At 71.0% G+C, this 13280-nt stretch carries 9 protein-coding genes; 2 read left to right on the top strand and 7 right to left on the bottom strand.

Going from position 1 to position 13280, the window contains the following annotated elements; all coding sequences use genetic code 11:
• Positions 1–4: 4 nt before the first annotated feature.
• Positions 5–769: a hypothetical protein gene (locus KUG38_RS00115; RefSeq protein WP_216918490.1), complete on the bottom strand. Its 765-nt coding sequence runs from the start codon at positions 767–769 to the stop codon at positions 5–7.
• A gap of 226 nt (positions 770–995) precedes the next feature.
• On the opposite strand from KUG38_RS00115, the gene KUG38_RS00120 reads away from it, so the two are divergent.
• On the top strand, positions 996–2369 hold the full coding sequence (locus tag KUG38_RS00120; RefSeq protein WP_216918491.1) for a glycosyltransferase family protein: 1374 nt from the start codon (positions 996–998) through the stop codon (positions 2367–2369).
• Here KUG38_RS00120 and KUG38_RS00125 read toward each other — a convergent pair.
• Positions 2347–3552, bottom strand: a complete 1206-nt coding sequence (locus tag KUG38_RS00125; RefSeq protein WP_216918492.1) for a glycosyltransferase — start codon at positions 3550–3552, stop codon at positions 2347–2349. The genes KUG38_RS00120 and KUG38_RS00125 overlap by 23 nt on opposite strands.
• Before the next feature lie 138 nt (positions 3553–3690).
• On the opposite strand from KUG38_RS00125, the gene KUG38_RS00130 reads away from it, so the two are divergent.
• Positions 3691–4707: a hypothetical protein gene (locus tag KUG38_RS00130; RefSeq protein ID WP_216918493.1), complete on the top strand. Its 1017-nt coding sequence runs from the start codon at positions 3691–3693 to the stop codon at positions 4705–4707.
• A 27-nt stretch (positions 4708–4734) separates the two neighbouring features.
• On the opposite strand, the gene KUG38_RS00135 is transcribed toward KUG38_RS00130, so the two are convergent.
• The 5 genes from KUG38_RS00135 to KUG38_RS00155 are packed head-to-tail and all read right to left on the bottom strand — an operon-like array spanning position 4735 to position 13256.
• Positions 4735–5010 (bottom strand): hypothetical protein, encoded by a 276-nt coding sequence (locus KUG38_RS00135; protein ID WP_094583944.1) that lies wholly within the window; start codon positions 5008–5010, stop codon positions 4735–4737.
• Complete coding sequence (locus tag KUG38_RS00140; RefSeq protein ID WP_216918494.1) at positions 5007–6545, bottom strand: beta-barrel domain-containing protein; 1539 nt, start codon at positions 6543–6545, stop codon at positions 5007–5009. The genes KUG38_RS00135 and KUG38_RS00140 overlap by 4 nt, the downstream gene beginning before the upstream one ends.
• Positions 6545–9502, bottom strand: a complete 2958-nt coding sequence (locus KUG38_RS00145) for an ABC transporter transmembrane domain-containing protein (RefSeq protein ID WP_216918495.1) — start codon at positions 9500–9502, stop codon at positions 6545–6547. The genes KUG38_RS00140 and KUG38_RS00145 overlap by 1 nt, the downstream gene beginning before the upstream one ends.
• Positions 9499–10329: a peptidylprolyl isomerase gene (locus tag KUG38_RS00150; protein WP_216918496.1), complete on the bottom strand. Its 831-nt coding sequence runs from the start codon at positions 10327–10329 to the stop codon at positions 9499–9501. Before KUG38_RS00150 ends, KUG38_RS00145 begins: the two co-directional genes overlap by 4 nt.
• Entirely contained in the window at positions 10329–13256 is a 2928-nt protein-coding gene (locus KUG38_RS00155) for a glycosyltransferase (protein WP_286195450.1), read from the bottom strand. Before KUG38_RS00155 ends, KUG38_RS00150 begins: the two co-directional genes overlap by 1 nt.
• Positions 13257–13280: the final 24 nt, after the last annotated feature.

Here is a 13280-nt window from a genome sequence, read left to right on the forward strand (position 1 = left end):
GTCATCAGCCGAAGGTGATGGAATCGCCCCTGGTGGAGATGAAGGCCGTCTGGCTGTCATCGAAGACGTATTCTTCGCCGCCGATGATGAGCAGATCGCCATCGCCGGCCCCGAAGATCTGGGTGCCGCTGCCGATGTCCCCCCTACTGAAGAAGGAGACCTGATCAACGTTGGCATCGTTGCCGAGGTCGATCCAGGTGTTCTGCACCCGGGCGGAGAAGTCCAGCACATCCGCGCCCTGGCCGAGCAGGACGGTGGAGTCGGAGACCCTGCCCCCGAAGATCAGGGTGTCATCGCCGCCACCGGCACTGATTCTGACCGATTCGGCCTTGTCGGTGATCGTGAAACTGTCGGCGCCGCTGCCGGCGGTGAAGGTGGTGTTCTTCAGTGCTCCGGTGACGGCGGTGTTGTCACCACTGCCCAGGGAGATGGTTCCTCGGGTGATGTCGGTGGCGATCAGAGTGTCGTCACCAGCCCCGGTGCTGACGGTGGTGTTTCTGGCGTCGCCAGTGAAGACAACCGTGTTGTCGTCAGCATTTCCGAGGTAGGAGGTGTCCTTGGAAGCACCCGAAAAGGTGGTGCGGGTGTCACCGGAGGAGGACTCCCTGATGCCGACATCCTCAATGCTGCGGCCCCTGTTGGGGAAGACCCGCGTGTTCGTGACGTCACCGGTCTGACTGGTGAAGACCCGGGCGCCGCTGCTGGTGGTCTGGGTGACCGTCGTGCCGGGGTCCGGCACAAAGATCGAAAGGGTATCGGAGGAAGCCATTCGACAAAAGATGTCGCTTATTTGTTCGAGACCCTAGGGGGCTGGTTTGGGGGGTATGTGTATCCCAGGCTTCGTTTTCCGTCATACTTCTTGAACAATTCACCACGAAAGGTTGAAACCTTAACGCCGACTTTGTTCTGACTTTGTTGCATCGATGCTGTCTGCACCAAGGCCTTCAGGAGATACATTGTTGCCGCAGCCTGGTTGCCGGTTCAGGATTCCTGTCATGTCAGTCCTTCCCGGTGATTTCGACCTCGGCCAGGTCCTTCAGGAAGCGGAGGCGGCGGAGCGCCGGCAGGAATGGTGTGCAGCCGCCTGCATCTATCAGGAGCTGGTCGGCTCCGCTGACGCGCCGGCTCCGCTGCTGCTGCGGGCCGCCAATGCCCTCTGGCTCTCGGACCAGCCGGAGGAGGCCCTGGAGCTCTACCGGCGGGCATCCCTGCTGCTGCCGGACAGCCCCGCCCCCTTCATGGGCCTGGGAAACAGCCTGCGGGACCTGAACCGCTTCGAGGCGGCTGACCGGGCCTTCCGGGCCAGCCGCCAGCGGAGGGATGGCCCGGCCCTGGCCTGCAACCATGCCGCCCTGCTGATCGGGCTGGAGTCCTACGACGAGGCCTATGGCCTGGCCGAACGCCGCTTCGAGCTGCCCGGCATGGGCCCCGGACCGGAGGGTGGCGTGGCGGCGGTGGTGGCCAGCGCCCCGGTGCTGCATGTGCGCACCGAGCAGGGCCTGGGTGATGGCCTCCAGTACCTGCGCTGGATCCCCCCGCTGCTCGAGCAGGCGACGGCCCGGGGCCAGTCGGTGGTGCTGGAGGTGGAGCCGTCGCTGGTGACGCTGCTGCGCCGGGGCCTGGCCTGGCTGCCCCAGCCGCCGGAGGTGCGCGCCACGCCAGGGCCGGGCGACGACGATCCGCTTGGCGTTGGCACGGGCGGCGACGGCCAGGAGCCCGCCCCTGCCCGGGATCGGGTGAGCCTGCTGTCGCTGCCGGCGGCCCTCGGCGGGGCCCCCTGTCCCCAGCCGCCGGGGCCGGATGGCCGGGGGACTTACCTGCGGGGGCTGGCCCCGGCCAGGCCTGCCGACGGCTGGGGCCGGCCGCCGCGGGTGGGTCTCACCTGGGCCAGTGGCCGCAAGCTCGCCGACGGCTTCACCCGGCGGGAGTACCGCAAGCGCACCCTGCCGGCCGCCGCCCTGGTGCGGCTGGTGGAGGGGCTGGTGGCGCAGGGGTGGGAGCCGGTGCTGCTGCAGCAGGGCGAAGACCGGGAGATGGCCCAGCCCGTGGCCCCCCTGTTCGTCGATGCCATCCCCCCGGACGGCGACTTTCTGGCCACGGCCGGGGTGCTGGCCAGCACCGATCTGCTGATCACGGTGGACACGGCCATGGCCCACCTGGCCGGTGCCATGGGCCATCCGGCCTGGGTGCTGCTCCCCTTCAGCGCCGATCCCCGCTGGCTGCGGCAGCGCCAGGACAGCCCCTGGTACCCGAGCCTGCGCCTGTTCCGCCAGGGTGAGGACCGGGACTGGCTCCCGGTGGTGGCGGCGGTGCTTCAGGCGGCGGCGGTCGAGGCAGCGGCGGCGTTCAGGGCAGCAGCCGCAGGCTGAGGATCAGGGCCTCGAAGGCCTCGGCGGCCCGGTTCACCTCGTAGCGGGCGGCGACGGTGGCACGGCCCGCTTCGGCCATCGCTGCGAAGGCGGCGGGATCGGCGAGCACGGCCAGCAACACCTCGGCCAGGCGGTCGGGTTCGTTGAAGGGCACCAGCAGCCCGTTGTGGCCGTGCTGGATCACCTCGTCCAGCGGTGGGTTGTCGGAGCCCACCACAAGGGCGCCGCAGGCCATCGCCTCCAGCACGCTCCAGGACAGCGCGTAGGGGTAGGTGAGGTGGACGTGGGCGGCGCTGATGCGGAACAGGGCCAGCAGCTCGCGGTGCGGCAGGGGCGGTAGGAAATGGACCCGATCCAGGGGCAGTTGGTGGCCGAGCAGGGCCAGCAGTTCACCTTTGTGGCCATCGGGATGGGACGAGGGCGCTCCGTAGCCGCTGTCGGTGCCGCCCACGATCACGGCCCGGGCGTCCGGCCGGGCGGCGAGCACGGCGGGGAGGGCCCGCAGGAGGCTGCGGATGCCACGCAGGGGCTCAAGATTGCGGCTGGCGAAGGTGATCACCGGATCCCCCTTGGTCAGGGTCGGGCCGCCCTCCAGCCTCAGGTTGGTGGGGCCGGAGGCGGGGGCCGGCAGGGCGATGCCTTCGTGCAGCACCTGGAAGCGGCCGCGCAGGTGCGGCGGGAAGGTGTCGCGGGCGAAGCGGGTGGGAACGACGCAGGCGTCGGCGTCGGCCACCGCCGCCAGGCCCATCAGGTTGCCCCGGCGCCACTGGGCCCGCAGGGCGGGGGAGGGTTCGCCCAGGTCGGCATCGAAGCCGTAGCCGAGCAGCAGCGGGCTGGCATAGAGCTCGGGGTAGGCGATCAGCACCGCCTCGGGCCAGATGTCGCGCAGGTAGAGCAGCTCCCCCCAGCCGCTGTGGCCGATCACGGCGTCGGGGCGGTAGCCCTGACCCCGCAGCTGCCGGCAGCGCTCCTGGACCCGGGAGGCCCGGCGCAGGTTGCTCTCCAGCAGCGGGTCGGCCAGCCCGGTGGGGAGCACCGGCGCCTGCCAGTCGTAGTGGAGCCGGGGGACTCCGGCCCTGGGTGTGGCGCCCAGGCCGAGCACGCGATGGCCGCGACGTTCGAGGGCGGGTGTCAGATCACGAAACTGGCCGGGATGGTTCTGATGGATCAGCAACAGTTCCATCTGACAACGCTATTACAATCCCGCTGCCTGTACCTGACCTGCGTCATGTCGCTCTGGAGCCGTCTGTTCGGACGCCGGGATACGGTGAGCTGGGGTGAAAGAAAGCCTGAAAAAGATGGTGGTCTTCTGGATACTCTGGTGAGTGATCCTGGCACCGTCCCGATGGAGATGGATCGCCGGCCCCAGGTCACGCCATGGTCGGCGGCGCGGCTGGGCACGATCTTCATGGATTACGCCCATGAAGCCACCCCCACGCGGCTGGCGGAGGCCCGACTGGCTCGCCAGTGCCTGTCGAAGTTCTGGCTCAGTGCCCCGATCGATGCCCTGGAGCTTCTCTATGGCTCCGCGGTCGGTGACAGCTACCGCCGGATGATCGGCAGTGAGCTGGCCAGCCAACCGCTGCTGCGCGATGAGGAGGCCTGGAGAGACCATCTCTCCGAGCGCCTGTCGGGCGGTTTCGATCGCCCGGAGATGGCCAACATCGTGCTGGCGGTGATGCCCTATTTCCGCCGCGGCAAGATGAAAGTGCGCAACTGCGAACAGAATCTGCCCAGCTGGCTTCTTGAGGATTACGCCAGCTTGTTCGAGCCGGAACTTCTGCCCCGGTTGCGCCAGCCCAGCCCCCTGGAGCGCAAGGCCCTGGCACCGGCGGGGGCGGTGCGGGCGGCGGGTGTGGAGCCCGAGACACCGCCGCCGCTGCCCCAGCTGTCGTCGTTCACCGGCGCCCAGGCCCTCCAGCTCACCGGCAGCGAGGAATTTCTCACCCGCCTGAACGGGCTGGTGAACCTGTTCGAGATCGACCCCGACGATGGCGCCATCCGCCAGGAACTGGGCAGCTTCCGGCGCCAGCTGGGCCAGATCTGGCTGGACACGCCCGAGGAGCGGCTGCAGCCCCTGTTCGAGAGCACCTTCGGCGACCTCTACCGCAAGTTCCTGCGCAGCGGCTACGCCGCCACCCCCCTGGCGGAGGAGGACCGGCAGCTGCGCTCCCAGCTGGCCCACTACGTGCGCAACATGACCCGCCCCAAGGCCACCCAGGTGGTGCTGGCGGTGCTGCCCTTCTACCCCCCCGGCAAGATCGGCTTCGCCGGCGGTGAGCAGTTCATGCCCCAGTGGCTGCTGGGGGCCCTGCCCAGCCTCTATGTGAAGGGCTGAGGGCGGCCGGCCCATGGCCCGATGGCCTTATTCGTGGAACTCTTTCCACAGCAGCCAGTAGGTGAGGTAGCCGAGCAGCGGCACCAGCAGCATCGGGGCCAGGGCGAGCAGGGTCACCACCGGCGGCAGGTGCAGCAGCAGCCAGAGCAGCACCAGCCCGTAGGCCAGGAAGGCGATGGTGATGGCCAGCCAGCGCTGCCGCAGGCGCTCCTTCCAGCGCAGCCGCCAGGCCTTGAAGCGCCGGCGCCGGCGCTGCTCGGGTGGCACGAAGCGCCACCAGTCGCCCTGGGGCCTGGTGCTCAATTGGATCGCAGGCGCTGGAGGTTGCGGCGCTGATCCTCGAACAGGCCGGTGAGCAGGCTGATCACGCGCCGTTCCCGCAGCTTGATGTCGGCGGTCAGGGCCATGCCGGCCTGAAGCGGCACGCTGCCCTTGTCGGGCAGGGGAATGGTCTGGCGTCGGAGCTGAAGGATGACCGGGAAGTGGAGGCCCTCCGCCTGGGTGCCGAGCACCTGGGTCTGCTCCTCGGGGGTAAGGGCGTCGGAGCCGATGCGTTGCACCGTGGCCGGCACGTAGCCGAAGCTGTTGGCGGGGAAGGTCTCGATCGAGAGGTCGGCGCTCTGGCCGACCTGCACGAAGCCGATGGCCTTGTTGGGCAGGTAGACCTTGGCCCGCAGGGAGTCCTGGGGCACCACCTTCAGCAGCGGCGTCGTCTCGGTGGCGCCGACCACGCTCCCGGCACTGGCCTCGACGTCGAACACCAGGCCATCGGTGGGAGCCGTCAGCACGCCGTACTGGATCTGCAGGCGGGCCTGGCGGATCTGGGCGTCGAGATCGCTGATCTGGCGCAGGTTGGTTTCGATCGTGGTGCGCAGCTCCACATCGGTGCCGGAGCCGGTGTTGACCAGCTGGGAGCGGAGCCGGGCGATCTCGCGCTCCTCCTCGGCCACGCTGGTCTGGACGTCCTGCATCCGGTTGCGGGCCTCGAGCAGCTGCACCTCGCTGACGGCGCCGTCCCGCACCAGGGACTGGTAGCGCCGCTCGATGTCGCTGTAGATGCGCAGGGAATCGCGGTAGCCGGCCAGGCGGGTGCTGCTCTTGGCCAGCTCCTCGCGGGCCGCCTCGAGGCGGCTGTTGAGCTCCCGGGCGCGATCCTGCAGCTGGCTGCGCTGGTTGGCGGTGAGGCCGGCGGTGGCAGCGTCCTCACCGAGGGTGGCGCGGGCGACGAGGTTCTCGTTGAGCAGCCGCTCGCGGATGCTCTCGGCGGCGGCCAGCTTGCTGCGGGGCTCGCGCAGGTCGAAGCGGATCAGGGGCTGGCCCTTCTTCACCGACTCACCCTCCTTCACCAGCACCGCCTCCACCACGCCGGGGACGGGCGAATCCACGTCCTTGACGGTGGTGGAGGGTTCGAGCTTGCCCGGGACCGCCACGGTTTCGGCGATCGGCGCGGTGACGCTCCAGAGGCCGAGGGCCACCACGCCCCCCACCCCGGCCCACACCAGCAAGCTGGAGCTGCGGCGGCTCTTGCGCAGCACCACCGTCTCGCGGAACGACCATTCACGCGATGCGTCGCCGTCGGCGGCCGCCAGGCCGGCACCGAAGGGGTGGCCCTCCTCCGGGGCGGCAACGGGGCTCCCCTCGGCTGGGGCCCCGGGGGTGGCAGGGGTGGTTGCGGCCGGCGGGGCCGTGGCGGGCGGGGACTTCCGGCCCACCAGATCAACCCGCATCGGCATGACCGGGCGGCGGCTGGCCCGGGGGGAGCGCAGCCAGCCGACGCAGTCCTCCATCAGGGCCACCAGGCGGGAGGCGGGATCGGCGGAGCGGGGTGGGGTGGCCATCAGCTGAGTCCCTCCTGGTTCTGGCTGCGGTAGAGGGCGTAGTACCAGCCGCGCAGCTGCATCAGCTGGCGGTGGCTGCCCTGCTCCATCACGGCGCCGCGGTCCATCAGCACGATCAGGTCGGCGGGCTGGACGGTGGAGAGGCGGTGGGTGATGAAGAAGACCGTGCGGCCCCGGAAGGCCTCGAACAGGTTGATGCACACCTGCCGCTCCGTGGTGGCATCGAGGGCGCTGGTGGCCTCGTCGAGGATCAGCAGGCGGGGGTTCTGGAGCACGGCCCGGGCCAGGGCGAGGCGCTGGCGCTGGCCGCCGGAGAGGCCGGCGCCCCGTTCGCCGACGCTGGAGTTGTAGCCCTGGGGCATCTGCATGATGAAGTCGTGGGCGCAGGCGATGCGGGCGGCGCGCATCATCTCGGCGGCGGTGGCATCGGGCTTCACCATCAGCAGGTTCTCGCGGATCGTGCCGTCGAAGAGGAGCGAATCCTGCGGCACCACACCGATCTGCCGGCGCAGGGAATAGAGCTCCACCTTGCCGATGTCGAGGCCATCGATCAGGACACTGCCCCGTTCCGGCCCGTAGAAGCGGGAGAGCAGCTTGAGCAGGGTGGATTTGCCGCTGCCGGAGCCCCCCACCAGCCCCACGAACGAGCCGGCGGGGATCTCCAGATCCACCCCGTCGAGCACCATCGGGCCCTGGTCGCTGAAGCGGAAGCCCACATCCACGAACTGGACCCGGCCCTGGAGCGGAGGCAGGGGGATGTTGCTGGCCTGCTCGCGGGTCTGCTCGGTGTCGCGGTCGACCACGTCGGCCACCATCCGCAGGGCCTGGGTGTTGAACTGGAAGTCCTGCCAGGTGCCCACCAGCTGCACCAGGGGTTGGCGGATATAGCCGGAGAGGATGTTGAAGCCGAACAGGGCGGCCAGGCTGAGGTCGCCCTTGATGATCAGCCAGATCGCCACGGCGATCACCACCAGCTGCCCCAGGTTGCTCAGGAAGTTGGAGAGGTTGGCGATCGATTCACGGGTCACCTTGAGCTTGAAGTCCTCACCGATGTAGGCGGCGTAGCGGTTCTGGAATTCCCAGCGGGTCTTGAGTTCGGCGTTCTGGGATTTGATCGTCTGGATGCCGGTGATCGCCTCGGTGAGGAAGCTGGAGGCACGCACGGCCTGGGCCATGGTGCGGTTGATCTGGCTGCGCACCAGGGGATTGCTGACCAGGCCCACGGCGGCGATCAGGGGCAGGGTGGCCAGGGTCACCAGGGTGAGCAGGGGACTGATCGCGAACAGGATCGCGATGTAGATGAGGCTGAAGGCGAAGTCCACCAGGGTGGGCAGGGTCTGGCCGAGCAGGAAATCGCGCAGGCGGTCGAGCTGGGAGAAGTAGAAGGTGATCCGGCCCACGGGTCGGGCATCGAAGAAGCCCTGGGGCAGGCGTACGAGGTGGTCGAGGATCGTCGCCTTGGCGTCCAGGTCGATCCGGTTGGCCAGGTCGGTGAACAGGAAGCTGCGCAGGGTCTTGAAGATGCTCTCCACCAGGGCGGCCAGCAGCATCACGCTGGAGATGCTCACCAGGGCGCCGATGTTGCGGCTGGCCACCACGCTCTGGATCAGCACCATCAGGCCGAGGGGGAAGACGAGACGCAGGGCGTTGATCACCACCGAGGCCACCAGCCCCTCGATCAGCTCGCGGCGGTGCTGGCGCAGGAAGGGGCCATACCAGCTCCAGTCGAAGCGGCGCTGCTTGGCATCGGGCTTGCGGTCGAACAGCAGCAGCTCCACCAGGCCCCCCTCGTGGGTGACCAGCTCCTCGGCCGGCACCAGCAGGGCGCCGAGTTCGGCCTCGAGCAGGCGGGCGCGGCCATCGGGCTCGACGCCGTCGAGCAGGCCGAAATGGCCGTTCTGGTATAGGAGGGCCGGGGCGGGCACCCGCCCCAGGCGGCTCGCGGGCACCCGGGAGAGCACCACCCGCAGGCCCAGGGTGTCCATGATCTGGCCGATGTTGACCAGGTTGAGCCGGTCCTGGCGCTGCAGGATGGCGTCCACCTGATCGGCCAGGGCATCGCGGTTCAGGGGCACCCCGAAGTAATCGGCCAGGGCCTGGCAGAGGGCGATGGGCACGGCGCGGGGGCCGCTGGCCCGGCCCAGCACCAGCTGGCCGCTGCGGTCGGCGGCCCGACGGGGTGGGGGCTCCACTGGCGGGGCGTAGCTGGCGCCGCCCCCCTCCACGCTGGGGAGCAGGGTCGGGGTGAGGGGGTCGGCGCCGAGGGTGATCGGGGCTTCCGCCTCCCGGGGGCTCGCCAGGCCCACCAGCCGCAGCCAGGGGGCCTCCGGGCCGGGGGCCGCCAGGGGACGGTCCGACCAGGGCTCGGCCAGGGGCAGGCCGCTGCTGGCGAACCAGCGGAAGCCGGGGGGCAGGCCCAGCTCGTTGGGGGCGCCGGGCCGCAGGCTGCGCAGGCGCACCTGGTCGGCGGGCAGGGGCCAGTCGTCGAGGAGGGCTTCGCCGAGGGGATCCCGTTTCGCCAGGGCCAGCAACAGGGTGTGGAGCTCGGCGGCGCTGGGCCGGTTGGCGAACCAGGCGGCGAAGTCGGGATGGCCCTCCAGCAGCTCCCGGAAGGCGGCGGCGGGGAGCTGCAGGGCCTCCAGGTCGGTGGTGGCGCGCAGATGTTCGCAGGGATCGCGGCGCAGCAGGCCGGCCCAGCCCGCCAGGGAGCCGGGGCCGAGACGTTCGATCGTGCGCAGCCCCCGGCCGTTGGGGCTGGGGCCGAGGCTGCGCAGCTGGCCGCTGCAGAGCAGCAGCAGGCCCTCGGGCTGCACGTCCGGCCGCAGCACGGTCTGGCCGATGCGGAAGCGGAGGGGTTCCAGCAGCGGATCGATCGCGTCGCGCCGGGCGGGCGGCAGGCGGTCGAAGGGGGCGAAGTCGTTCAGGAGACCGCTGATGGCCCCGGGGGAGGAGGTCATGGGGTGCCGTCCTCCTGCAGCAGGGCGAGCATCGCGTCGAGGGGCGGCAACGGCTGGCCCTCGAGGAGGAGCCGCACCCGCTGCTCGAGCCATTCCTCGAAGAGTTCGCCCATCATGCGCTCCCTGGTGGGGGCGTTCAACTCGGCCGGCAGGAACTGTTCCAGCCGCAGCACCACCCAGCTGTCGCCGGCCTCGAAGGGGTCGAACAGCTGGCCGGGGCGGCCGCGGCGCAGGCGGCTCACCAGGCTCTGGTGGCCGGTGGCCAGGGGCAGGGGGCCGATCTGGCCGCGGCAGTGGCGCTCGGGGCCGCTTGAGTGGAGCGGGGCGAGATCGGCGAAGTCGGCCTCGCCTTCGGCGATCTGGTGATGGAGCTCAGCTGCGAGGTCTTCGTTCTCGACCCGCAGCAGCGAATAGACCACCTGGTCGAGCTCGGGCTTGCGCTGCAGGAAGCGCACCTCCACCTCCTCGTTCCAGCGGCTGCGCACCAGGCGCTGCAGGCGCTGCTTCTGGGTGGCGAGGATGCGAAGGTCGTCGAAGACCAGGCCGCGTTCCTGCAGCCAGCCGGGCACCTGGTCGTCGTCGGTGATGCCCCGGCGCTCCAGGAAGGCCGCCATCAGGGCCTTCTCCTCCTCGATGGGCAGGGGAATGGCGTGCACGAGCTGGTCGAGCACCCAGGCGCGGGCCAGGGGTCGGGCCTGGTTCTGCTGGCGGATCAGGCGGTTGAGTTCGGAGAGGGCCAGCCAGGGGCGGCCGGGGGGCAGCTCCACCACGGCCGGCTCCCGCAGGCCGGACAGGGGTTCGGGCAGGGTGTCGCGGGCGGTGCTCATCACGCGGGGCTCCGGTGGGGCAGATCGAGGCGGGCCAGGGCGTCGGCCATGAGGGCCAGGCCGCGCTCCCGGCTCCAGGTGTCCCGCGCATAGGCGAAGGCGGCGGCGCCCATGGCGCGCCAGGCGTCGTCGTCCCCGTCGAGCCGGAGCACGGCCTGGCACCAGTCGTCGGGACTGCGGGCGATCAGCACCTCCTGGCCGTGGCGCAGGCCGGTGGCCTCGGCGGCCAGGGGGCTGAGCACCTGGGGGATGCCGTGGGCGGCGGCGGCCACCACCTTGCCCTTGAGGCCGGCGCCGGAGCGCAGCGGGGCCACGAACAGGCGATGGCGGGCGTACACGGTGGCCGGATCGGCGACCCAGCCCTCGACGATCACCCCGGGTTCGGCGCCCCAGCGGGCGGCGGTGGTGTCGTCCAGGCCGCTGCCGTACAGATGCAGGCGCAGCTCGGGCCGCCGCTTGAGCAGCAGGGGCCACACCTGCATCAGGAAGGCCTCGACGGCGTCCCGGTTGGGGGGGTGGCCGTAGCTGCCAAGGAAGGCGAGGCCGCTGCGGCTCTCGAGGGGGGCGGGGGCCTCCGGGCCCTGCACCACCCAGGGACAGGGGGCGGTGGCCGCCTCGCCGAGGGTTTCGGCCTCGATCACCGCCCGTTCCACCTCCGAATAGCTGAACGTCAGGTGCACCTCGCGCATCACCGCCAGCTCCTGGCGCTTCACCTCCTCCACAGCCTCAAGGGCGCGGCGAGCGGCGTCGCCCTCGAGGCCCTCGGCACGGGCGGCGCGCAACTGTCGCAGGTGGTGCAGGTCGGCGTTGCAGAAGAGCAGCCGGGCCTGGGGGGCATAGCGATGGATCAACGGCAGGGCCTGGGCCGCCACGGTGTAGCGGGTGAGATAGATGAGCTCGAACTCCCGGCCCCGCTCCCGCAGGAACGCCTCGAGCGAGAGCACGAACGGGGCATGGATCAGCTCGATGCCGCGGCGTTGGAGCTCCTCGCTATAGCTGGCCAGCCAGGCCAGGTTGAGGGGCAGGAGCGTGACCTTCCAGCCCAGCTCCTGGAGCAGCCCCATCTCGACCAGGGCCGCATGGCTGCCGGCATCGCGGTCGGGCCGGGGGGTCTCCTGATCGAGGCAGAGGGCGCGGCCAAGCATGCCGCGGTCCTTGATGGTTTCGGCGGCGGCGTGGCCGGGCTCGCGGCTGCCCTCGAAGGCGGCGGCCCACTTCTGCTGGAAGACGGGGCCGTGGACCGCCTGGAAGCGTTTGAGCCCGGTGGTGGCCTGGGTGTCGGTGCCGCAGCTGAGGCCCTCGTGGTGGATCACCCGGGCCAGGGGGCTGTAGCGCACGGTGTGGCCGGCCTGGCGCACCTTGAAGGCCAGGTCGGTGTCCTCGTAGTAGGCGGGGGAGAACTCCGGGCTGAAGCCACCGATCCGCTTCCAGAGCTCCAGGGGGATGGCCAGGGCGGCGGCGCTGACGTAGTCCACCTGGCGGGCGTAGGCGACGCGGGGATCGTGGGGGTTGCCGCCGCGGCCGTAGTTCCAGGGTTCGCCGTTGCCCCAGACGATGCCGCCGGCCTCCTGCAGGGTGCCGTCGGGGTAGATCAGCTGGGCCCCCACCATCCCGGTGTCGCCCCAGCGCTCGAAGGGATCGAGCAGCTCCTCCAGCCAGCCGGCGCAGGGTTCGGTGTCGTTGTTGAGCAGCACCAGGAAGGGGGCGCGGGCGGCGGCGGCGCCGCTGCAGCAGGCCTGGTTGAAGCCGCGGGCGAAGTCGTGGCGGATCAGGCGCACCCCGGGGGCGTCGGCGGTCAGGGCCTCGGCGGTGCCGTCGCTGGAGCCGTCGTCGACCACCACGATCTCCAACGGGATGCGGGTGGGGGCATAGGCGATCGCCGCCAGGCAGCGGCGGGTGACGCCGTACTGGTTGTGCACCGGGATCACGATCGACACGCGCGGATCCGCCGCGATCGGCAGCCGCAGGGGCTGGCGCACCGTGGCGATGCCGTCGGGTCCCGGTTCGCTGGGGCCGACGGCCACCGGCGCCCCTTCGGTGCGCGGCAGGGGCTGCTCGAGCAGGCGCTGCAGCAGGGGCAGGTCGGGGGGCAGGGGCGTGCCACCTGAGTCGGCCCAGGCGAGCCAGGTGCGCAGGCTGCGGTAGCGCTCGCGGGCCAGCGGCGAGAGCTCGTCGGGGAACGGGGGCCGGGCGTGCCGCTGCAGGGCCGCCCAGGGGGTGAGATGGAAGGGGAGCAGCTCGAAGCGCTGGTCCAGCACCAGGCCCGCGGCTGTCTCCAGCTGGAGATGGTGCACGGCGCCGTCGGCGAGGGCGGCGGGGAGCAGCAGCTGGAACGGCCAGGGACCCTCCGGCAGCGGCTCGGGGGGCGCGATCGGCAGGCAGGTGCCGCCGTCGAGGCGCAGCTGCAGGGGCTCGGCGCCGCGGCCCCAGCCGTGCACCAGCGGCATCTGCAGCTGGGTGAGGGCGCCTTCGCGGATGGGACCGTGGCGGCGCTGGTGCTCGATCCGCCCGTGGGTGCCGGCATCGAGCCGCAGGGGACTGCCGGGCAGCTCCGTCCCGCTCCCGTCGGCGACCACCCGCAGCACCAATCCCTGGGAGAAGGGCGGCAGGGGGTGGCTGGGGCCCCACCAGAAGCGGAAGCCGCAGGGCTGCTCGATGCCCAGGGCGAGCAGATCGGGCCGCGCCTGCACGGCCATCAGCTCGGCGATGACCCGTCGCTGGCCGGGATCGAGCAGATCCTCGAGCACCAGTTGCAGACGCAGGGGTGCCGCCTGGCCGTGCAGGGGCCAGGGACAGGCCCAGCCGCTGAGGCCCCCCTCGGGGCTCCAGCCCTCCAGCCGACCGACCAGGCCAGGGCGCCGCAGCTCCGCCAGGGAGGCGGTGGAATCTTCCAGGGTGCCGGGCGGCTCGGCGAGCATCGCAGCCATGCTGGAATCGTTGGCGGAACGTTA

Source organism: Synechococcus sp. CCAP 1479/9, from assembly GCF_019038535.1.
In the GTDB taxonomy this organism is placed as follows: Bacteria; Cyanobacteriota; Cyanobacteriia; order PCC-6307; family Cyanobiaceae; genus Cyanobium.

Bases quoted from the DNA above. Each gene is read 5' to 3' on its own strand.
- KUG38_RS00115 (WP_216918490.1), bottom strand. From the start codon at position 769: ATGGCTTCCTCCGATACCCTTTCGATCTTTGTGCCGGACCCCGGCACG.
- KUG38_RS00120 (WP_216918491.1), top strand. From the start codon at position 996: ATGTCAGTCCTTCCCGGTGATTTCGACCTCGGCCAGGTCCTTCAGGAA.
- KUG38_RS00125 (WP_216918492.1), bottom strand. From the start codon at position 3,552: ATGGAACTGTTGCTGATCCATCAGAACCATCCCGGCCAGTTTCGTGAT.
- KUG38_RS00140 (WP_216918494.1), bottom strand. From the start codon at position 6,545: ATGGCCACCCCACCCCGCTCCGCCGATCCCGCCTCCCGCCTGGTGGCC.
- KUG38_RS00145 (WP_216918495.1), bottom strand. From the start codon at position 9,502: ATGACCTCCTCCCCCGGGGCCATCAGCGGTCTCCTGAACGACTTCGCC.
- KUG38_RS00150 (WP_216918496.1), bottom strand. From the start codon at position 10,329: ATGAGCACCGCCCGCGACACCCTGCCCGAACCCCTGTCCGGCCTGCGG.
- KUG38_RS00155 (WP_286195450.1), bottom strand. From the start codon at position 13,256: ATGGCTGCGATGCTCGCCGAGCCGCCCGGCACCCTGGAAGATTCCACC.